Source organism: Pseudoalteromonas porphyrae (assembly GCF_001298125.1).
In the GTDB taxonomy this organism is placed as follows: domain Bacteria; phylum Pseudomonadota; class Gammaproteobacteria; order Enterobacterales; family Alteromonadaceae; genus Pseudoalteromonas; species Pseudoalteromonas neustonica.
In genome coordinates, this window is sequence record NZ_LHPH01000011.1 from 26,503 (window position 1) to 48,257 (window position 21,755).

The following is a 21,755-nucleotide window of genomic DNA, read 5'->3' on the forward strand; positions in this document are numbered from 1 at the left end:
TCTAACTGATGAATTAACAGTCTATAAAACCCCTGTGCAGATATGCTAGAATTGAGAAATTCGAATGCGTATCTGCAAACAGTGCTAAAAGGTAAACCATGCAAACATTACATGCTGACGTTGTTGCTATCAGCCCATTAACTGAATTTGTTCACAAAGTTATTTTAAAACCAATTGAAAGTGTTAAATTTGAAGCAGGCCAATACTTACAAGTTGTGCTTGGTGAGAAAGACAAGCGTGCATTTTCAATTGCTAGCCGTCCTTCACAGTGTGACGAGCTTGAATTACATATTGGCGCATCTGCAGTTGACTCATACGCCATGCAAACCCTTGAACATTTACGTGATGCACACACTAACAATACCAAAGTAACCATTGAAACGGGCTTAGGTATTTCGCAACTACGCCTACAATGCGAACGCCCGATTATTTTACTCGCTGGCGGCACTGGTTTTTCATACGCAAAATCAATGGCTGATCATTTAAGCGAAATTGGTTGTGACCGCCCTGTTTTATTTTACTGGGGTGTACGTGAAGAATCGGCTTTATATGCACACACTGAAATGCAAACGTGGGCTAATAGCCGAGAAAACTTTACTTTTATCCCTGTCGTTGAAAACCCAACAGTCAGCTGGACAGGCCATACTGGCTACGTACATAAAGCCGTGATGAGCGATATTGCCTCCCTTTCGCCATATGATATTTACATGGCAGGGCGTTTTGACATGATTGGCATCGTACGAGATGATTTTATTGCTCATGGTGCAATCCGCGAAAACATGTACGCTGACGCATTCGCGTTTATTAAGTAATAAAAAATCCATTATAGCCAGCTTAATTATTTCAATTGCACCAAATTGATATAATTAAGCTGGCTACTGACACTCCCTGACAATACATTATGGTTTACTGTTCGCTCTTAAACAAGGAGCACAATTATGACCACTAACGTAATCGAAGTTATCACTTTTAAACTAAATAACGACACAGATTTGGCACAATTTCATATCGCCAATAATACCTTCCAAAACTTTATCGACAAGCAACCAGGAGTGTTTTATCGCTCACTTGCTAAACAAGCAGAAACCCAGCAATATATTGATGTTATATACTTTGCGACTCCCGCAGATGCGAAACGAGTGAGTGATATGTTTTTTGAAAACGAGCAGTGCCAACAATTTGCAGCATTAATTGAAAAACAAAGTGTACAATTAACCCATTACGAAGTATTAAGCCAAACAGCTTGCCAGCAAAGTTGAGCTACCTAAAGTCTGAGTTAAATTACTTCCCAAAAATCCGCTTAAATACATTAACTTAAACGATAAAGGATACGTTCGTGCATAAATCAGAGCGGCTGTTTCAATTAGTAAATATGCTAAAAGGTCGCCGCTTTGCGGTTACTGCAAATGAACTTGCTAACCGACTGCAAGTATCTCAACGAACCATTTATCGCGATATTCAACACCTTCAAAGTTCTGGCGTGCCCATTGAAGGTGATACGGGGGTGGGTTACCTAATAACACACTACGATCTTCCCCCAATGATGTTTACATTAGAAGAATTACAAGCGCTTCTACTAGGTAGTAAAATGGTGAGTGCATGGACTGACCCACAATTAGCTGCCAAAGCCCAAGCTGCAATAGCTAAAATAAATGCCGTATTGCCTGAAAAGCTAAAACAGCAAGTCGAAGAATTACCTTATTTAGTATCGGCCTTTAACCATGATAAAACCCATCAAGAAATTACATTGCAACTTCGTAAAGCTATTACCAATAAAACCTGTATTGAATTTCATTACCTAGATGTTAACCAGCAGCCAAGCCACCGCATTGTAGATCCTCTTGGGCTCGTATATTGGGGCGCAAAATGGACGCTCATCGCTCACTGCCAATTACGTAATGACTATCGTGAATTTCGCTTAGATCGCATCCAAAGCATTACCTCACTAGCGAATACATTCAACACCAGTTCACACAAAAGTCTCTCACACTATATTGAGTTAGTTAAAGCAAAATACCACGTTGATATTGATTGCCCGGAAAATAAATAAATTACCAACAACTGGTGATCTGATTGTTTTAACCTATCAGAGCAATCAACATAAACAATTTCCCAAAAACCCATTCATTAACCATACTTTGTACAAGTCATTAACGGGGAGAGACCCAAATGTTAAATACAAAAGTAAAAGATTTTATGCAACGCAAACTACCCAATATCACACCTGAAACTGAAATGACTACGGCGATTTCAGAATTACAAAAACTCAAACTGATGGGGGCACCTGTATTTAATGAGGATAAGTGTTTAGTAGGTTTTATTTCTGAACAAGAACTACTAAAGCCATTAATGCAAAATAGTTATTTTTGTGATGGCGTAGTCAAAGTAGCTCAGCTGATGCAAACTGATGTGGTTACCGTCAGCGGTGATACCAATATTATTGAACTAGCCGAACAAATGAAAACGGGAAAGCCAAAAAATTACCCTGTTGTAGAGGGCACAACGGTGATTGGTATGATTGGCCGAAGCGATATTCTTAAAGCTCTTTTTGACAACTACTTAAGCTGTCAAAAAGAACATTAGGTGGCGTACGTCGCTGCTATTTAGCAGCGGCACTCTGTTTTAACTGTTGCTTTTCAGCATCACTCAAATAGGCTATCTCGAGTGCATTTACTTGCGCTTTTTCCATGTCAGCTTGCGTCAGACCAGCCGCTGGTGCGGCAACTGCATATTCATGCTCAATTTCAATGCCTTCAACAGCAGGATCATCCGTATTAATACACGCTAAAATACCATGATCTAAAAAGCGTTTCAGTGGATGCACATCTAAGCTAGCAACGGTACTCGTTTGCACATTACTGGTTAAGCATGATTCAATGCCTATGCGATTATCTCGCAGGTAGTCCATTAGCTTTACATCTTCAATCGCTTTTACACCATGGCCAATACGCTCTGCTCCAAGCTCATTAATTGCTTGCCAAATACTTGCAGCACCAAGTGCTTCGCCCGCATGAATAGTAGCGGCTAGGTAGGCATTTCGGACCTGTTTAAAGTGATCAACAAATAGCTCTCCCGGAAAACCAATTTCATCACCGGCTAAATCTACAGCCACTAAATCATTTTTAAATGCAAGCAACGCATCAAGCTCTTGTTGACAAATTTTGGTGCCATAAGTACGTGACATAATGCCAATTAAATTAGCTTTAACACTGCTGCTTTGAGTGGCACTTTTTATACCATCAACCACGGCTTCTACAACGCCTTGCGGATGCAGCCCTTGGCTTTGCGCCATATAATAAGGGCTAAAACGAAGCTCAACATAATCTAAACCTTGCGCTTGTGCATCTTCAATGTTTTCAATTGCAATACGACGACAGGCATCATAATCACCCAGTACGGCGACACCCCAATCTAATTTTTGCAAAAAGGCCATTAGGTTTGGTTCTGGATCAATGACTTGCACATGCGGTATTAGCGCCGCCACATTATCGGCGGGTAATTTGATATTGAACTGACGGCCCAAATCAAGAATAGTTTGCGCACGAACATTACCGTCTAAATGGCGATGGATATCTAGCAAAGGGAGTTTTTTATTAATCATAATTAGCACTCAGTCAGTTAAATTTGCGCGGATCATACGCACTTAAATAGGTAATTCAAGTTTAGATGATTTTGTTTTCTTTATTGAGGTCATTTGTCTGCATGACAAAGATGAAAACATTTAAAATAAATGCCAAAAACTCTTTATACACTTATTGTAAATAATGCCACATCGTTTTAAATAATTTATCAGCATCAATTGGTTTAGTTAAGTAGTCGTCCATACCTGTTGCTAATGCTTTTTTCGCATCCTCATCATGCGCATTTGCTGATAAGCCAATAATAGGCAACTCGCTCATAAATAGCTCATTACGAATAACCTTAGTCGCTTGTAAACCATCCATATTAGGCATTTGAATATCCATAAGAACTAGGTCATAAGGTGTCTGTGACACTTTTTCAATCGCCTCAAAACCATCATTAGCAATATCCGCAACGCACCCTTTTGTTTTTAATATTGCAGTTGCAACATGTTGGTTTAGGGGGTTGTCTTCTACTAATAATATTTTAAAATCAACAAACGATAAGCTGCTTGTATCTATATCGTTGAAGCGTGTTTCTAACTGCTCTGTTTTTGCTAGCGGTGAAATGCGTGGCAAAGTAAAAGTAAATGTAGAGCCCAGCCCTTGTTTACTTTCCAGGCCTATTGCCCCTCCCATTAACTCAACCAGCTTCTTGCAAATACTTAAGCCTAAGCCTGTACCACCATACTGGCGTGAAGTAGAACTGTCAGCTTGTGCAAACGGTTGGAATAATTGCTGTTGAGCATTGTCGTTAATACCTATGCCTGTGTCATTCACACTAAAATAAGTAACGCTCTCACTTTGCCATATTTTTAATGTGATAGTCCCTGCTGCGGTAAACTTAATGGCATTATTTAGTAAGTTTAATAACACTTGCTTTAGCCGAATTGGATCGGTATCTATCTGTAATTGTGCGCCACGATCTAACTCCAACTGCAAGTTGAGTGCTTTAATATCCGCCTCAAATTGCACTAAGTTCATAACCTCATCAATAAGGTGATTAACCTTTATGGGTTCTTGTGCTAAATCAAGCTTATCGGCTTCCATTTTTGAATAGTCGAGCACATCATTCAGCACCCTCAAAAGCACGCTAAGTGCACCATCAGCTTGTTCTATGTAACGGCGACCTTGTTGCCAATCTTGCTGTTGCAACGCTAAATAATGCAAACCTTTAATACCGTTTATTGGTGTGCGTACTTCATGACTCATGTTCGCTAAAAATTGGCTTTTGATTTGACTCGCTTCATCTGCTTTTTGTTTTTCTTGACGTAAAATCCGTGTTTGCTGAGCGACTTGCTCCCTCACCTGAATATTAGTACCCGTTACTGATATCAAGAAGGTAATTAACAACCAAACAAATAACATACCCACTATTTGTGCAAGCCAATACATGACCCATGATGTTTTTGATTTAGGCTCAAATAGCTGCACTTGCCAAATACGCTTTCCAAGTAAAAGTTGATACTCGTTTAGCAATTCAACATTCGCACTTTGAGTTTGATAAATTAATTGCTGATCATTCTCATCTGTTACATCGTAAAAATGGGCGCTTATTTTACTGTCATGATTAAACCATAACGATTGAGATAAGCGCGATAAACTCACCACCCCAACAACAAACCCTTTAAAATCACCCTGAGTATCTAAGTCTCCAAACACAGGGAAGAAAAACAATACACCATTACCATCAGCATTACTTTGGACTAACCCTATAGGTTCACTTATTACCAATTCATTCAATGCTTTTGACATCATTAACGCATCATATCGCTGCTCATTGGAAGCCAAATCAAACCCAAGTACAACCTCATTTCCTACTATTGGATGGGCATATTGCACAGGGTAGTACTCATCTCGCATTGAGACAGGCTGCCAGCTTTGTCCTGATGACTTTTCTTTAATATAAAAATCATCAACCCCTTCAAGCTGAATACCCTGTTGGTATTGGGTTAGCTCGGCTTTAGTAACACGCGGTACCCATTCAAATGCTAAAATTTCATGGCTATAATCCAACTGCTTTGAAGTGAAGCGCTTAAACTCTTGGTAATTAACCCCATCACTACTGGCAAAAAAGGTAGCGAGAAGAGTCAAATGCCCTGTTATTTCAGATATTTTATGATTGATTTCAGATTGCACAGCAGCAATCTTAGCACTTTGTTTTTGAATGTTTTTTTCTTTTTTGACACTAGCCGCAGCGTAAAAACTCAGGCTAATCACCATATAGATAAATAACGAAGGGAGAATAACCTGTAGTCGATGGCGCATTTGTGAATAATTGAACGCTGCCAATATTAGCGGTGTAAAAATCAACACCCCTATACTGTCGCCAATCCACCATGCTATAAAATTATCAACGGCGACATGGGCAGGAATAACCTGATTATAAACCAACAGTGTAGTGCCTATTGACGCTGCAATAACACAACAAATAGGGCCTGCAACAATTAAGCTATGAACGCTGCGTTTTAAAGATGATAAATCTAAAGGGGCTTTAATTACATTTACAATGAGGTAGCTACCAAACCACGCCTGAAAAGTTGCAGCTAAAGAAACTATTAAAGCCTGAAGGAATACTTGCCAATGTAATATATCAACAACACGATCAAGGTGAGCAAGATTAGTAAGCAGTGCACCGAGCAAAATCCCCGCTAAAGCTCGGCGCCCACATAATAAAAAACCAGCTAAAGCGATACCCGATGGCGGCCATGAAGCAACAGCATATCCATCAACAGCCAATAATAAATTACTAAAAAAACCAGTCGTAAAATAAGCAAAAGCAAGGCTAACAGTCAGAGTAAATATATTCTTCATATGCTCTGGCGCTCCTATGCCGATATAAGCCTATTTAGATTATAGGTAAAGATCCAGCGCTTTTTGTGGCTGTGCACTTTTACTATAACTAAGCTGAGCTTGTGCTAAGTAATCTTTACTGTTTTCAGGGTTTAACGCCTTATCAAATACACGTGCAGCAAGCTCGTATTCGCCATGTGCATTCGCTAAACACGCTAGCGATAGTAATAAGTCTTGATTATCTGGTTCTTTTTTCAGCGTATCTTGTAAGCTCGCCTGTAATTTCAGCGCATCTCCCGGTGCAGAAACGTTTAATACTTTGGCAAGATCATTATGTTGCTCTGATTTTTTAAGCATTTTTAATAAAGTTAGCTCAATTTCATTTAAACGCCCTACTTTTGCCATCACAGATAAATAAGCCATATGCGCTTTTACTTTCAAGCTTTTTGAGAGCTGTTGATATTTATCAATTAACTGCGAGTGCGGCTGTGCCATAAAATAAGCTGTGAATAATGACGACCACTGTGTATCGGTTAATGCTTGTTTACTTAATAAACGTGGCATAAATTGCTCAAGAGCCGTCCACTTTTGTTGTTGAACTAACACTTCCGCGTACATTTTCAGCTCTAATGCAGTTGCTTTTTTAGCTTCTGCTAATGCTTTTAAATCACCAGTCACCGTACTGCAATCGCCTGTGGCTAACCAAAGTTTAGCTGCTTTTAATTGATTTTCTGCTGAAATTTTCTCAAGTAAGGTAATTGCTTTATTTATCTCACTTTTTTGCAAAGCGGCTTTGGCTAATAAAGCATAGCGTACATCATGCCAATTATCTGCCACACTATTGTTTTCCAGCGCAAGCTCTAACTGCTCACTATCGCTGTTAATTAAACTCCAAATACCTTGTTCAATGGCTGCTTGCTTGCGCTCTTCACTGCGAGCAAAAAAGCGATGACGAGTATTACTGTATAAAGACCAAACATAGCGAATGAGTTTATAAGTAACATACAGTCCAAGTGCAATAACTAAAAATGCCGCACAAAAAGCAACAATTGAGCCCTCTAATGTAGTGTGATTAAACGAGATAAGTACATAGCCAACTTCACCGATTAACAAGGGTGATACAGCAAGCAAAATTGCAATGGCTAAAATAACCAAAATAATGCGTATCATTGTGCCCACTCCTTGACCTGCTCAGTACTTTTCAAAGTGATTTCAGGGCTAAAGTTTAGTGACTCTTTATTTAAGCCTGCCAATGTTTTAAGTACACTTTGTGTATGTGGATCATCTTGCTTAAAGTAATCACTCACTAATACATGAGCTTGATTTAAAGCGGTAAAATATATACTTGCTTGTTTAGTTAAAAGTGCATCTTGCGCTTGAGATAAATACAGACTTAAACGCTGCTTAATTAAATGACGCTCTTGCTCTGTTAATAAAGGCTCAATTGCAATATCTTCACGTTGACGAATTTTAATAAAATTATCTTGCAGCTGTTCCCATGTTTTAGCTACGTTTTGTTGCCAGTCACTGACATCTTCACTCAAAGCATCTTGCTTCGTCGTAATTGCTACTTGTGGTAACGCCACCGCATTAAAATCTAACTTATCTATTTGTTCTAACACACCGTGAAGTTGTAAATAAATCGCTTCAGCAGGGATCGGTTTTACGATACTAAGCGCTTGCATATCACTATGAATTGCTTGGCGAATAGCACCGGTTCCTGGATGCTCTGCTAGCAAAGCATCTAATCGCGCCAGCACTGCGGCTGCACCTTTATAATCTTTCTCAGCCCATAACTTAAACTCGGCCATGCGTTGTAAACTTGTGACTTCGTGCGGATTAAGGCTGTATGCTTGTTGCTGAGCACGTTGCAATGCACTCTCTAGTTGCTTAGCTGTATTATCCGCATTCTCAGCCAAACTAGCAGCTACTTTTTGCTCACTATTAAATAACGCTTGTTGCAGTGTTTGCTGCGCTGCTTTCACTGCTTGCAATTCTTTACTCAATAATTGATTGTCAGCAGATAGCTGAGTAACTAATTGATTGGCTTGCTGCTCTGTATTAAATTTTTGATAAAATTGATAACCCACACCCGATGCAACAATTAGCGAGATAAGCAACGCTAAGCTGCCTGTTTTACTTATTTTTTGTTTATTATTTTGGTTCATCATGGGTTCTTTTTTAGCAGCTGGAGAAGTTGCCGCTGACTTTGCTGTTTGATTAGTTGATGATGCTGTTTTTACTTCAGCTGCCAGTGTTGTTGGCTTTGCATGTTCGCTCATAGTATTACCTTGACTGATGCAGGTAAACATAGCGCTATCGCTCGCACCTGCAGCAATGTGAATATTTTCCGAATTTACATGTTGTAGCTTGAGGTGTTCACAAATACGACTGCTAGCAACATAAAACTGGCACTGTCTTAACCATTCTAGTTGTTTTAAAGGAAGTTGATTAAAAATAGCATCAACCGCCGCATTACTAGTAATGACTATACCTTTAACATTAAGGCTTTGCCAGTGGTCTAGCCAGTTGCTTGGTTCCCCTTCGATTGGGGCTCGCTGATAAATCACTAAGTTATTTAAAAAAGCACTGCGCTGCTTTAATATTTTAGCTATTGTAGGACGACCATCTTTCCCCTTAACAAGCACAATATTTTGCCCGTCAATCTGTTGCAGCGACTGTAATGCAAGTAAACCTTCCGAATCATGCTGCTTAGGCACCGCGGCACGCACACCAAACCCTTGCCAAATGGCCTCTGCGGTTTTTTCACCTACAGCGTAAAACTGCGCTTTGGTGTTTATATCTGGTTTAAGTGCTAATAAAGCTTTGACCGCATCTTGGGAGATAAAAATAATTTTATCTGCGTTCAACAAAGGGGTTAATTGAGCGCTTTGTAGTGTGAAGTAATCAAGTGTTAAAACTGGAAATAAGGTCGCCTGATAACCCCCTTGCAGCAGCTTTTCTGCAAGGTCAGCGCCTTTTCCCTCTGGGCGAGTTATCAGGATATGTGACATTTATGCGTCTCGGTATACGTCAGCTAAAATTTTATCTGCACCTAATGCTAGTAATTGCTCAGCTAATTGCACGCCCAACGCTTCTGCATCAATCGTGTTACCGCTAATGTCAGCGCGTAGTATTTCACTGCCATCGATAGCACCCACTAAGCCACGAAGATGAACCTGTTCGCCATCAACTAAAGCATAGGCACCAATAGGAACTTGACAACCTCCTTCTAAACGACGATTCATAGCACGCTCAGCATTCACGCGAATACGCGTTTCACTGTGCTCAAGTGGTGCAAGCAATGCTTTGGTAGCCTCGTCATCAATACGACACTCAATACCAACAGCCCCTTGTCCATTGGCCGGTAGCGATACTTCAGGCTCAATAAACGCTTTAATACGCTCATGCATGTCAAGACGAATCAAGCCAGCCGCGGCTAAAATTATCGCATCGTATTGGCCGTCATCAAGCTTTGCTAAACGGGTATTTACATTACCGCGTAGATCACGAATCTCTAGATCCGGGCGCAACGCACGAATTTGACACTGACGACGCAAGCTTGAAGTACCCACAATTGCACCTTGTGGTAACTGCGCAATATCAGCGTATGTATTGGACACAAACGCATCGCGCGGGTCTTCACGCTCACAAATCGTGTGCAGCGCTAAACCTTCTGGAAAATCTACAGGCACATCTTTCATTGAATGCACGGCAATATCAGCACGGCCATCTAACATAGCTTGTTCAAGCTCTTTAACAAATAACCCTTTTCCACCAATTTTAGCCAGAGGTGTATCTAAAATAATATCCCCTTGAGTCGACATCGGCACGAGCTCAACAGTAATGTCTTTATGAAAATGCTCAAGTTGCGCTTTTACAAATTCTGCCTGCCAAAGTGCTAAGGCGCTTTTTCGGGTTGCTATACGAACGAGTTTATTTGTGTTTGTCATAATAAAAAGTATCCAATTTATGTTCTTTACTTAGCCCTGCGCTGCAGCGTTTATCTGGCTAATATACGAAATTCTTTTTGTGCTAATAAGTGACCTTGCTGATCAATCACGTCAACACGCCAGTGGCCAAGTTGCTCTGATAAAATATGCTTCTTTGAATAAGTACGATAACGCGGTGATGTGACATCAAGTTCAATACTGGCCATTATTTCGTTTTCATAACGCCAAACATGGGTCACTTTTTGCCCTTGTAAATTTTTAAGCTCACTAAAAAAAGCTATAGTATCAACAAATTCACCAATTCGAATATCCGCTTTTAAGACATTAACAGGCTCGCGCCCCACTACATCACGCGTCAATACTGCTCGGCTTACTTTGTCTGTATCTATTTTTGCACCCAACGCAACACTTGCAACATGGGCGGTACTGGCAAAACTTTTTGGCTGAGCGACTGTTGAATCAGTCTCATCTGATACTGTCGTAATGTCAGCTTCAATATTCAGTGCTGTTGTTTCACTTAGTTCTGACTCATCGTTATTAGCGCTCTGTAAATCGATGGCATGTTCAATCTCAGCCATCGAGTTATTTGTAATTAGCGCAGGCTCAACCTGCACATCATCACTTTGTTCAATTATAGGCGTAACGAAAGGGAGATCTTCATCAGCACCCTTCGTAGAAACTAATATCGGTACGTCATTTGACACATTAGGCAGATCATTTTGCTCAGCATTAACCGAGCCCAATAGGCTATAAGTAAAAACAACTAATGCAAATAAACCCAGTAAAGTTACAGTGGCAATGCGTTTCCAATGCCATTGATAGGTTACTGACGGTGCACTTGGTTCTGCACGCCTCATATTTGCTGTAATTACTATTTTTTGTTTCATTTTAGCCTCGGTTACTCAACACTATTAACTTAAGCGAGCAATTAACCATTGGCGAATAGCCGCTAGTTCTTCCCCACAAACCTGATGGCCCATTGGGTATTCTTGCCAACTTACATCCATGTTATGCGCTGATAATATGTCAAACGCATGACGACCCGCGCCGTAAGGCACAACCTGATCTTGGCTTCCATGAGCCATAAATACAGTTAAGTCTGTATGTTTTGCTTCTGCGGTTAATTTCTCTGGCACGCACATATACGTTGAAAGTGCCATTACTCCTGCAAGCTTTTGCTCTAAACGTGGAGCTAAATGCAGTGAAACAACACCGCCCTGAGAAAAACCAGCCAATATTATTTTATCTGCTGGAATACCTTTTTCAATCTCATGGCTGATCAACGCTTCAACTTTGGCGGCAGATTCCCGTACCCCAGTTTCATCCGCACGTTTATCAAGATCCATTGATTTAATGTCATACCACGAGCGCATTTCCATGCCACCATTAATAGTGACGGGTTGCACCGGCGCATGTGGAAATACAAAGCGTACGCCTAAATCATCAGGAAGTGAAAGTTGAGGTGCGACCGGTAAAAAACCATCACCAGAATCGCCTAGGCCATGTAACCAAATAATCGTTGCTTGATGCTTTGCTTTAGCTGGATATTCAACAAACTCTAAACTCATAATTCAGACTGCCATTGTACAGGTTGGCCGGCTTGACGAGTTGTTGCTTCATTCATAAACTGCCAAAATTCAGCACCAGAGCGGTTATCTATCCATTTATCGCCACGTAATTCAAAGTGGTGACCATTAAATTTTGTTGCAACCCATACTTGATGTAATGGTGCTTGCTTATTAATTACAATTTTACTGCGATCGGCAAAAATAATCTCCAAAATACCTTGTGCAGATTCATAATCAAGATCGGCTTCACAGTCATCCACTTGCTCTTCAATTGTGAACATAAGTGCTTCGGCTAATTGGTGGTATTCATGATCAGTCATTATTATTTCCTTTACGGCAGTAGGATAAATTTGCTTACGGTTAGTGTAACAGGAATAAAATCATCCGCGAATAGCTGCATTTTTTAGATATTCTGTTAATCTGCGATTATAAAGCCAGCAACACGATTAATCTAATGAAAGAGATGCATCTTAAAAAATTAAAACGACTTTCCCCTCTTGGTGTACTACTTATCGCTTTAGCTGGTTGCGGACAAAGCGGACCACTGTATTTGCCTGAAGAAAATACGCAGCCAAATCAAACAGAACAAGTAACTGAATCAGTAGCAAACCAAGACACGCCAACAACCGAATCGAAACAGGACTAACAAATGGACTTTTTTGACTATAAAAATAATCAGCTGCATGGCGAAGACATCGCTGTCAGTGACATAGCAGCACAATATGGTACACCTTGTTATATTTACTCACGCAAAACATTTGAACGTCACTACCTTGCGTTTGCACAAGCGGCTAAAAACCATAAAAATTTAGTGTGTTATGCCGTTAAAGCTAATTCAAATATTGCAGTATTAAATGTATTGGCTCGCTTAGGTTCTGGTTTTGATATTGTCTCTAAAGGTGAGCTTGCCCGTGTTATTGAAGCGGGTGGTGACGCCAGTAAAGTGGTTTTTTCCGGGGTTGCAAAAACAGCTGACGAAATTGCTTATGCGCTAAAGCTTGGAATTAAATGCTTTAATGTTGAATCTGTATCTGAACTTGACCGTATATCTGAAGTAGCCAGTGAGCTTAATTTGGTTGCGCCAATTTCGATTCGTGTTAATCCTGATATTGATGCAAAAACTCATCCCTATATTTCAACTGGCTTAAAAGAAAATAAATTCGGTATTGATATTCTCACTGCAGTGAGCGTTTATCAATATGCCGCTTCATTACCTGGTTTGAAAATCACCGGTGTTGATTGCCATATTGGCTCGCAGCTCACCGAAATAAAACCATTTTTAGAAGCGTTAGATAAAGTACTCGCCCTTATTAATGACTTAAAAGCCAATGGTATTGAGCTAAGTCATTTAGATATTGGCGGTGGTTTAGGCGTGCCATACAATGGTGAAACACCACCACATCCAAGTGAATATGTGGCTCATATCACTGACCGTTTAACTGACTACCAACACCTAGAGCTGATTTTTGAACCCGGCCGTGCCATTGCCGCCAATGCTGGGATTTTAGTAACAAAAGTTGAGTTTATTAAGCAAAACCAAGATAAGTTCTTTGCAATAGTTGATGCGGGCATGAACGATATGCTGCGCCCTGCGTTATATCAAGCATGGCAAAATATTGTGCCGGTAACGCCACGCAATGACGATACCCCCACACACAACTTTGATATTGTTGGGCCGGTATGTGAAACAGGTGACTTTTTAGGTAAAGACCGCATGCTTGCACTACAACAAGGGGATTTACTTGCCCAACGTAGTGCCGGTGCTTATGGTTTCACAATGAGCTCAAATTACAACTCGCGCCCGCGCGTAGCTGAAATTATGGTTGATGGCGAACAAAGCCATTTGATACGCGCTCGTGAAACTGTCGAAAGCTTATGGCAGGGCGAGAAAATTTTACCATAAACTTTTTGTAACACGGCTGCTCTGTGGCATGATTAGCGCAGAGCAAATCCGAATTAGAGCGCTATGTTAGTTAATTTTTCCAAAATGCACGGCCTAGGCAACGATTTTGTTGTAATTGATAACATTACACAAAACGTTTTCTTGTCACGAGATCAAATAAAAAAACTGGCCGATCGCCATTTCGGCATTGGCTTTGACCAATTGTTAATGGTTGAAGCGCCCTATTCTCCCGATCTTGATTTTCACTATCGTATTTTTAATGCTGATGGCAATGAAGTCGAGCAATGTGGCAATGGTGCCCGCTGTTTCGCCCGCTTTGTGCGGATGAAAGGCCTGACCAACAAACACAAAATTACTGTGTCTACAAAATCAGGTAACCTCACCCTGTATATCGAAAAAGACGGCCAAGTGACCGTTAATATGGGGCACCCTAATTTTGAGCCAAGCAAAATCCCGCTTAAAGCCACTAAACGTGAACTGACATATATTATTCGTGCACAAGAACACACTGTTTTTAGCGGTGCGGTCTCAATGGGCAACCCTCACTGCGTATTAGAAGTTGACGACATAGTAACAGCCGATGTCAGCACGTTAGGACCATTGCTTGAGAATCACGAGCGCTTTCCGCAGCGCGTAAATGTAGGTTTTATGCAAGTAATAAACGAAGAGCACATTAAATTAAGAGTGTGGGAGCGCGGCGTAAACGAAACACTAGCCTGTGGTACAGGCGCATGTGCTGCGATGGTCATTGGCCAAATTCAAAATAAGCTAGCCACCACAGTGCAAGTTGACTTACCAGGCGGAAGTTTACAAATTCGCTGGCAAGGTGAAGGTCACCCAGTGCGTATGACAGGCCCTGCGGAGCATGTATTTGATGGTCAAGTTGCCTTATGAGTAACATTCCCAGTAAACTAACAAATGAACAAGTTAGTGAGTTTTTGCTAGAAAACCCTGATTTTTTACTGCAAAACCCAGCACTGTTAACGCAACTTGAATTGCAACAGCATGCTCAAGGCGCCACCTCTTTAGTGCATATTCAGCAGCGTCAATTGCGTGAACATAATGCAATGTTAAAACACAAAATTGATGAACTTATTGAACACGCAAAAGAAAACGAGCAAATTTATAGTTTATTTAGTGAGTGCCACCGCCAACTGTGGACTAATTATGACTTTAAAACGCTAGCAGTAAACTTACGTAATATTATTTGTACCAATGCGGCTATTAGTGAATGCCATTTACTTAAGTATGACACTAAGTTTGATGATTTAATTACACATCGCTTAATGAACGATGGTACGTACCTTGGCCGTGTAAGCCAGCAAGAACGCGATTTACTGTTCCGCCCACAAACACAATCAACTGCGCTTTACTTAATTGGCAATAGTAAACACCCAGTGGCTATTTTGGCATTTGGCAGTGATGATGCAAACCACTTTGAACCCGCCAAAGACAGCCTGTTTGTGCTTGAATTTGTACGCTCATTACAATTGAGATTACTGGAACTTGAGCTGGCATGATCGAGCCGCAGCCGCCAAGTGTTGATGAATTGCATGAGCAATTAAGCGACCAGTGGCGCACACCTATTCAATCATTTAGTGATTATCTGCGTTTTGAAAGGCAATACTCTCCACACACGATCACCCAATACACCACGCAACTGAACTTTGCTGCGTTGTATTTCAGTAAGCTATGCGATGATTGGTCAAGCGTACAAGGTGAACATATTCGCCGCTACAGTATGCAGCTCAGAAGCAAGCAACTGAGCGGGCGTACAATTAGTTTAAAGCTCAGCTGCATTCGTAGTTTATATAAATTTTTAAAAGCTAAAAATATCGCCCAACAAACACATTATCATAACCCTGCAGAGGCAATTAAAGGCCCTAAATTTGCCAAGCCATTACCTAAAAATCTTGATGTAGACCAAATGGCACGGTTACTTGATATTCAAGATGACGACCCTCTTGCGATTCGTGATCAAGCGATAATGGAATTAATGTATTCTTCTGGCCTACGTATAAGTGAGTTAGTTGGTGCTAACCTACAAGATATAAACCGCAGCGCCAAAGAAATTTTAGTACGGGGTAAAGGCAGTAAAGAACGCTTATTACCCGTAGGCGGTAAAGCATTAGAATCATTAAATAAATGGCTAAAAATACGCCCTCAATTTGCTCATCCTGACGAAATTGCGGTATTTGTTAGCAGTAAAAAATGCCGAATATCAGCACGTCACGTTAGGTCACGCATGCAAGAATGGGGAATAAAGCAAGGCATAAGTAGCCAAGTCCACCCGCATAAATTACGCCACTCTTTTGCATCTCATATTTTAGAATCTTCTGGTGACTTACGCGCTGTGCAAGAGTTATTAGGGCATAGCAGCTTATCCGCAACACAAGTTTACACTCATTTAGATTTTCAGCATTTAGCAAAAGTGTACGATAACACGCACCCTCGCGCCAAAAAGCGCACAGACCCAGAATAAGGAGCTTTTATGATCCGCTTTAATCGTGCTATTTCCCCTTTTTCCGTGCTTAGTTTTGACTTAGACGATACCTTGTATAACAATCGCCCCATCATTAAAGCCGCCGTACAGGCGCAGTTTGACTATTTAAACTCACTCACTCAGTGGCAAGCACAAGGTAGACATTATTGGCAACAATGCCGTGACCAAGCAGCTCAATCAAATCCCGCTTTAATTGATAATGTAACCCTATGGCGTAAACACACGCTTATGCTAGGGTTAAGTAAAATTGGTTATCAAGATGCTGAACTCGAATATCATGTAAATAATGCCTACACAGCATTTACTGACGCGCGCAGCAATATTGTCGTCAGTGAACAGGTACTCGAATTACTCTCCCAACTAGCTAAGCAATATCGCTTAATTGCTATTACAAATGGCAATGCTGATGTTGAACAGTTTAACTTAAAGGGAGTGTTTGAACTCGTATTACAAGCTGGCATGCATGGAAAAGCCAAACCACACCCAACCATGTTTGAGCAAGCTTGCGCGTATTTAAATGTCGCTCCACAGCAAATTTTACATATTGGTGATAGCTTAGATTCTGACGTACACGGCGCTCATAATGCAGGTTGCCAATCTGTGTGGTTAAACGATCAGCATATTAATTATGCTTACAAGGGGTTACCTGACATAGAAATTGCGAATGTGTTTGCTCTCAAGCAATTACTTAATTCTGCATCAGGGCAATAAAAACAGGATGCAAAGCACGCTATACGTCAAAGTCATCACACTGTTATTATTGGCCTCAGTCGCTTTAAATGGCTATTTTTTATGGCCAAAAGAGCAGGTGCAATTAGCATCAAAGCCAACGTTAATAACACACGAAAACACCTTGATAAATGATAAAAGCAAAACCAATCCGCTATATGAACAAGCCACAGCTGATTTTCAGCAACAGCGTTTTTCTCAGGCGGTTACAAGCTACCAAAAACTAAAAAACACACACCCTTTACACGCTGAGCGCCTTTATTTTCACTGGCTCGATACGCTCGATAATTGGCTTAAAAATAATGAGCTCACCGTTGCAGATACTTTTTTACAAGCGTTTTTAAACAAGTACCCTTATGATATAAAAATGCTACGTCTTAATGCTGAGCACTTAGTTAAAAATCAGCAAATTCATCAAGCGATTGTCGCGTTTTTTTCTTTAAATTCATTCGCAAATGAGAGTGAGCAAGCTGTTATTTTACAACGCTTACAGCAATTGACCTTCGCACAAATAAATACGTTGAGCAAACAACATGCTTGGCAAAAAATAGTTTCTCAAACTTCTGTGTGGCTTGATTATGATAACGACAATCCTCATTACTTACTCGCATTGGCAAATGCGTATTATCAACTCGATGATATAACCAGCTCACAATCAACTTTAGAGCGCTTTGCAGTGGAACACCCGCTACAAAAACAAGTTGATGAACTACAAATGCAGATAACACATGCACAAAGTGGTGTAGATTTAATCTCACTCAAATCATACGGCGCGCACTATTTATTAAACATGCAAATCAATAGCTCATTCAATACCGAGCTAATGATAGACACCGGCGCGAGCTATACGGTGATACCCAATACAGTATTTCAAGCATTACGACCAATACCAGACTATATTGATAGCATAAGAGTTAATACTGCCAACGGCCAAGCAATTGCGCAGCGCTATCAGGTAGATTCCATTTTAATTGGCAAACAATATATTGAGAACTTTGAAGTATTAGTAATTGATAGTCATAGTGACTATGGATTGCTTGGTATGAACTTTTTACAATTGTTTAAATTTAATATAAACCAACAAACTAATCAGCTAGAGCTAGCTAAATAATTAAGGATAACTATGACACTCAATGACTTTTTAAGTCGCCTAGCGGACGAACCACAGAATATCGCTTTTGCAGATACAATGGCCGTGATCGAAGCAAATTACACATTTACACCTAGCGCATTTAATAATCATGGGCTGAAAAGCACTGCAACTGAAAACAATGGTTCATGTAAAATTTTTGCTTTTGCCAAACTCAATCAGCTAACGAAACAAAACACCTTAGATTGCTTTGGCGAATTTTACCGTGATGATGTCTTGAAAAATCCGGATAACAACGACCATATGAACATTCGTACTTTTATGTTGGCACCAGAGGCAACACCGTTTTTAGGTCTCACTTTTGAACAGCAGCCGCTATCAGAAATAGCCTAAAATACCCTAGTGCGTGTTGATCTTTGTGGATTGAAATTTGTTCAATCTAGGGGCGATTTAATCGCGGCGCGAGGTTTGTAATCGAGTGGGCTCGATAACTGCTCCTGCGTTATTCTACTGGCTCACATCCATGTGAGAATAAGTAAAAGCCGAGCAAAGCTTCCGCGTCCTGCTCACGCCCCTTACCTACATCCGTGTAGGTAACAAACAGTCAATCGCCCCTAGGAAGAACCCTTTGGGCAACGCATGTCTGGCTTTATACTGCTGCAAAATTAATCACGAAAGGTCAACACGTCCTAATAGCGCGTTCTACATTGAATAGTCTCGCGCTACTAACAAATTTAGTATAAATGATTTTTACCATAAGGAACTTCTAACATATTGCTCGCTGTTTTTTCGCTTTGACCACACATTTCATCGTATGCACTGGTATGGCGTAACACCATTTGTGCGTAGCTCAAATGATCAAGGCGCTTTTGAATATGCAATGGACTCAGCCCTCGAATAAATTCACCTTTTTCGTCAGTGACATAATATTCAACGTTATTAATCATTACTGATACTTGGTATAACGCCATTTCCAATGAATGAACAATGACTTTTTGTAACGGTTGATGATCTTTAAGTTCTGATAATTTAATAGCCATGATCTGACCTTTTTAGTATTAGGTTAAATTATCTGTACGCAGGTTTGATATACTTTGATCAACTTAAAACCAAATGAATTAATTAATGACTGAACAAACTCGCCTTGCTAAATATATCGCTCATGCGGGTGTTTGCTCTCGCAAACAAGCCTCTCGCTTAATTGACGAAGGCATAGTAAGTGTTAATAACCGCCCAGCAAACCATATTGACCATGTTGATGATAACGACAATATACGTATCGATGGCAAACGAATTCAAGGGCGTGCTGCGTTAACCTATTTTGCTTATAACAAACCCGTTGGCATTGATTGTAAACTCAATCCAAATGATGCAAGTAGCCTCATTCACCATTTACCTAGTGGTACGCGTGTTTACCCCATTGGCAGACTTGATAAAGATTCCCGAGGCCTCCTAATACTCACTAACGATGGCGAGTTTTGTAATCAACTGATCCATCCTGACTTCCACCAGCCAAAGCGTTATTTAGTGACTGTTGATAAACCACTTGATGATAAATTTTGCCAAACAATGGCAAAAGGGGTGCCTGTTGATAAGCACATCACCTTGCCTTGCACAGTTGAAAAAATAGCTGAGCACCAATTTAGCATTATTTTAAAACAAGGCCTTAACCGACAAATACGTAAAATGGCGCATTATTGTGGCTATAAAGTTGTTGATTTATACCGTGAGCAAATTGCCGACCTTAATTTAGCGACTCTCAACTTAACTGAAAACACCCACCTTAAAATAGACAAATCTAACATTTTAAAAAATTAATTTATTTTTCATAAACTAGTTGCAAATTATGATTACAGGCGTAATCTGTTGTTAAAGATTACACTTGTAGGCAATATATTAATGATTGAGTTATCTAAAGCAGAATTTGAAGTGCTTGATGCCCTGTGGGTTAACTACCCTGCGACAGCAAGCCAAATTATCGAACGCTTAAGTGACGAAAAACAATGGCACGAAAAAACCATTAAAACTTTACTCGGACGCTTAGTAAAAAAAGGCGCTCTGAGCTTTGAAAAAGACGGTCGCCAATACATTTACACGCCTTGTATGGAGCGTGCTGAATACACACTAAAAGAAAGCCAAAACTTTATCGAACGCTTTTTTAGTGGCCGTATTGCACCTTTGGTAAGCGGCTTTGCTAAATCCGAGCAACTTTCTCAACAAGACATCAATGAGCTAAAAAAAGTGATTGATGAGTGGGAAAAACAGCAAAAGTAAGGGATTACTATGTTAGAAATTACCTTTAACTGGCTTATTGAACAGCAATTATTAATCAGTGTAATCATATTCAGTTTACTCATTTTAGAGCGCTATTCGCTTAAGTGGCTCAGTGCAAATTTTGTGTATAAGTTATGGTTATTACTACCCGTTGCACTGCTGCTCGTTAATTTACCCGCGCATTTAAAGCCATTACAAAACTCGATTATAAGCACGATGCTGATCACCCCAAATCAAGCACTGAACACTCATTTCAGTATTAGCTGGGCACTATTGTATAACGTAGTGCTTGGGCTATTGCTTATTGCTATGATTGTGACGCATCAGCGCTTTATCAAGCAATTAAGACTAACCAAGCTTAATGATGAACAACTGACTATCAGCAATCCTAATATACAGTTACTACAAAGTGAGGTCGTCAGTACCCCCATGGTGATTGGCCTATTTCGTACTCAATTAGTGATGCCAACCGATTATATGCAAAAAGTCGATAGTGCGTCATTAGCACTGATCATAGAACATGAAAAAGTACATATAAAACGCGCCGACAATTTATTCAACATGTTGCTATTAACAACCACCTTGGTGTTTTGGTTTAACCCATTAGCATGGCTTGGCTACATCAGCTTTAGGCGTTTACAAGAGCTTTCATGCGATGAAAAGGTACTCAAAAATAAAACCACCCAACAACGGATTTTATACAGTAAAGCGCTAGTAAACTGTGCTGCAAATACCCGCACCGGCTTAATGGCATATTCACACTATGGAGATAAAAACACGATGTTACAACGACTCAATCAAATCAAACACACTGGTAGTAGCTCAATTATTGCCAAAGGCGCACTCCTGATTTTTGCTGCGGGAATGCTAAGTAGCTTTGCTATTGCAAAACAACCTGATGGGATGAAAAAAGTGGATAAAATCACGCCAATTATCCGTATTGAACCAAAATACCCTACTCAAGCTGCCGAACAAAGTATAAGTGGCTCAGTAGTATTAAAATACGATATTAGCCCAACAGGAAAAACACTTAATGTATCGGTTGTCAGTGCTAGCCCTGACGGTGTATTCAATAAGGAAGCTAAAAAAGCGCTAAAACAATGGGAATATAAGCCGTCGGATTCAGGCTTTAAAGATTTGCTCGTACAGTTAGACTTTGCAATAAATGATGATTATAAATCAAAAGATTTAATAGAAAAAATTACGGTTGCTTCCAAGTAAGCATTTGTACCCAAAGACCCCAAAGCAAGCGCCTTGTTTAAGCCGCTTGCTTTGGCGTTTATACTGCAGCAAAATCAATCACGAAAGGTCAACACGCCCAA

General features: G+C 40.3%; 24 protein-coding genes. 15 read left to right on the forward strand and 9 right to left on the reverse strand.

The genetic code is table 11. The annotated features are described in order from the left end of the window. Positions 1 to 98: 98 nt before the first annotated feature. The 4 genes from fre to ADS77_RS10915 all read left to right on the forward strand — a co-directional run bounded on the left by fre (position 99) and on the right by ADS77_RS10915 (position 2,583). Positions 99 to 812 (forward strand): NAD(P)H-flavin reductase, encoded by a 714-nt coding sequence (fre, locus tag ADS77_RS10900; protein ID WP_054205225.1) that lies wholly within the window; start codon positions 99 to 101, stop codon positions 810 to 812. Between the two features lie 126 nt (positions 813 to 938). Beyond that, positions 939 to 1,259 (forward strand): hypothetical protein, encoded by a 321-nt coding sequence (locus ADS77_RS10905; RefSeq protein WP_054205226.1) that lies wholly within the window; start codon positions 939 to 941, stop codon positions 1,257 to 1,259. Between the two features lie 77 nt (positions 1,260 to 1,336). Next, positions 1,337 to 2,050 carry a helix-turn-helix transcriptional regulator gene (locus ADS77_RS10910; protein ID WP_054454409.1) on the forward strand — a complete coding sequence of 238 codons (714 nt, stop codon included), beginning with the start codon at positions 1,337 to 1,339 and terminating at the stop codon, positions 2,048 to 2,050. Between the two features lie 119 nt (positions 2,051 to 2,169). Continuing rightward, a complete protein-coding gene (locus ADS77_RS10915; RefSeq protein WP_054454411.1) occupies positions 2,170 to 2,583 on the forward strand; it encodes a CBS domain-containing protein in 414 nt (137 codons plus the stop codon). Between the two features lie 16 nt (positions 2,584 to 2,599). Here ADS77_RS10915 and add read toward each other — a convergent pair whose 3' ends face one another. The 8 genes from add to cyaY all read right to left on the reverse strand — a co-directional run bounded on the left by add (position 2,600) and on the right by cyaY (position 12,254). Continuing rightward, the gene (add, locus tag ADS77_RS10920; RefSeq protein ID WP_054454413.1) at positions 2,600 to 3,601 is read right to left on the reverse strand and encodes an adenosine deaminase; all 1,002 of its coding nucleotides are present in this window, start codon (positions 3,599 to 3,601) and stop codon (positions 2,600 to 2,602) included. Between the two features lie 151 nt (positions 3,602 to 3,752). Further along, on the reverse strand, positions 3,753 to 6,434 hold the full coding sequence (locus ADS77_RS10925) for a CHASE domain-containing protein (RefSeq protein WP_054454416.1): 2,682 nt from the start codon (positions 6,432 to 6,434) through the stop codon (positions 3,753 to 3,755). A gap of 39 nt (positions 6,435 to 6,473) precedes the next feature. After that, positions 6,474 to 7,583 carry a heme biosynthesis HemY N-terminal domain-containing protein gene (locus ADS77_RS10930; RefSeq protein ID WP_054205231.1) on the reverse strand — a complete coding sequence of 370 codons (1,110 nt, stop codon included), beginning with the start codon at positions 7,581 to 7,583 and terminating at the stop codon, positions 6,474 to 6,476. Continuing rightward, the gene (locus ADS77_RS10935; RefSeq protein ID WP_054454418.1) at positions 7,580 to 9,427 is read right to left on the reverse strand and encodes a uroporphyrinogen-III synthase; all 1,848 of its coding nucleotides are present in this window, start codon (positions 9,425 to 9,427) and stop codon (positions 7,580 to 7,582) included. Before ADS77_RS10935 ends, ADS77_RS10930 begins: the two co-directional genes overlap by 4 nt. Then, positions 9,428 to 10,366, reverse strand: a complete 939-nt coding sequence (hemC, locus tag ADS77_RS10940) for a hydroxymethylbilane synthase (protein WP_054454420.1) — start codon at positions 10,364 to 10,366, stop codon at positions 9,428 to 9,430. Positions 10,367 to 10,416: 50 nt separating this feature from the next. Then, entirely contained in the window at positions 10,417 to 11,253 is an 837-nt protein-coding gene (locus tag ADS77_RS10945; RefSeq protein ID WP_054205234.1) for a DUF2914 domain-containing protein, read from the reverse strand. Positions 11,254 to 11,277: 24 nt separating this feature from the next. Beyond that, a complete protein-coding gene (locus ADS77_RS10950) occupies positions 11,278 to 11,934 on the reverse strand; it encodes an alpha/beta hydrolase (protein ID WP_054454422.1) in 657 nt (218 codons plus the stop codon). Beyond that, a complete protein-coding gene (cyaY, locus tag ADS77_RS10955) occupies positions 11,931 to 12,254 on the reverse strand; it encodes an iron donor protein CyaY (RefSeq protein WP_054205236.1) in 324 nt (107 codons plus the stop codon). Before cyaY ends, ADS77_RS10950 begins: the two co-directional genes overlap by 4 nt. Before the next feature lie 134 nt (positions 12,255 to 12,388). Here cyaY and lptM point away from each other — a divergent pair, with 134 nt between their 5' ends. From lptM to ADS77_RS10995, 8 genes are all read left to right on the forward strand, one after another. Further along, the gene (gene lptM, locus ADS77_RS10960; RefSeq protein ID WP_054454424.1) at positions 12,389 to 12,580 is read left to right on the forward strand and encodes an LPS translocon maturation chaperone LptM; all 192 of its coding nucleotides are present in this window, start codon (positions 12,389 to 12,391) and stop codon (positions 12,578 to 12,580) included. Between the two features lie 3 nt (positions 12,581 to 12,583). Continuing rightward, positions 12,584 to 13,837, forward strand: a complete 1,254-nt coding sequence (gene lysA, locus ADS77_RS10965) for a diaminopimelate decarboxylase (protein WP_054454426.1) — start codon at positions 12,584 to 12,586, stop codon at positions 13,835 to 13,837. A 63-nt stretch (positions 13,838 to 13,900) separates the two neighbouring features. Further along, a complete protein-coding gene (gene dapF / locus ADS77_RS10970; protein WP_054205239.1) occupies positions 13,901 to 14,731 on the forward strand; it encodes a diaminopimelate epimerase in 831 nt (276 codons plus the stop codon). Continuing rightward, positions 14,728 to 15,357, forward strand: coding sequence for a DUF484 family protein (locus ADS77_RS10975; protein WP_054205240.1), 630 nt, complete (start codon positions 14,728 to 14,730; stop codon positions 15,355 to 15,357). The genes dapF and ADS77_RS10975 overlap by 4 nt, the downstream gene beginning before the upstream one ends. Beyond that, positions 15,354 to 16,319 carry a tyrosine recombinase XerC gene (locus ADS77_RS10980; protein WP_054205241.1) on the forward strand — a complete coding sequence of 322 codons (966 nt, stop codon included), beginning with the start codon at positions 15,354 to 15,356 and terminating at the stop codon, positions 16,317 to 16,319. The genes ADS77_RS10975 and ADS77_RS10980 overlap by 4 nt, the downstream gene beginning before the upstream one ends. 9 nt (positions 16,320 to 16,328) lie before the next feature. Further along, complete coding sequence (locus tag ADS77_RS10985) at positions 16,329 to 17,051, forward strand: HAD-IA family hydrolase (RefSeq protein WP_054205242.1); 723 nt, start codon at positions 16,329 to 16,331, stop codon at positions 17,049 to 17,051. Positions 17,052 to 17,058: 7 nt separating this feature from the next. Further along, positions 17,059 to 18,180 (forward strand): retroviral-like aspartic protease family protein, encoded by a 1,122-nt coding sequence (locus ADS77_RS10990; RefSeq protein ID WP_054454428.1) that lies wholly within the window; start codon positions 17,059 to 17,061, stop codon positions 18,178 to 18,180. Between the two features lie 12 nt (positions 18,181 to 18,192). Beyond that, a complete protein-coding gene (locus tag ADS77_RS10995) occupies positions 18,193 to 18,552 on the forward strand; it encodes a HopJ type III effector protein (protein WP_054454430.1) in 360 nt (119 codons plus the stop codon). A gap of 341 nt (positions 18,553 to 18,893) precedes the next feature. Here ADS77_RS10995 and ADS77_RS11000 read toward each other — a convergent pair whose 3' ends face one another. Next, entirely contained in the window at positions 18,894 to 19,199 is a 306-nt protein-coding gene (locus ADS77_RS11000) for a DUF6482 family protein (protein ID WP_054205245.1), read from the reverse strand. 85 nt (positions 19,200 to 19,284) lie between these two features. Between ADS77_RS11000 and ADS77_RS11005 the strand changes: the two genes are divergently transcribed. The 3 genes from ADS77_RS11005 to ADS77_RS11015 all read left to right on the forward strand — a co-directional run bounded on the left by ADS77_RS11005 (position 19,285) and on the right by ADS77_RS11015 (position 21,654). Then, positions 19,285 to 19,977 carry a pseudouridine synthase gene (locus ADS77_RS11005; RefSeq protein ID WP_054205246.1) on the forward strand — a complete coding sequence of 231 codons (693 nt, stop codon included), beginning with the start codon at positions 19,285 to 19,287 and terminating at the stop codon, positions 19,975 to 19,977. A gap of 81 nt (positions 19,978 to 20,058) precedes the next feature. Further along, entirely contained in the window at positions 20,059 to 20,433 is a 375-nt protein-coding gene (locus ADS77_RS11010) for a BlaI/MecI/CopY family transcriptional regulator (RefSeq protein WP_054205247.1), read from the forward strand. Between the two features lie 9 nt (positions 20,434 to 20,442). Beyond that, a complete protein-coding gene (locus ADS77_RS11015; RefSeq protein ID WP_054454432.1) occupies positions 20,443 to 21,654 on the forward strand; it encodes a TonB family protein in 1,212 nt (403 codons plus the stop codon). Positions 21,655 to 21,755: the final 101 nt, after the last annotated feature.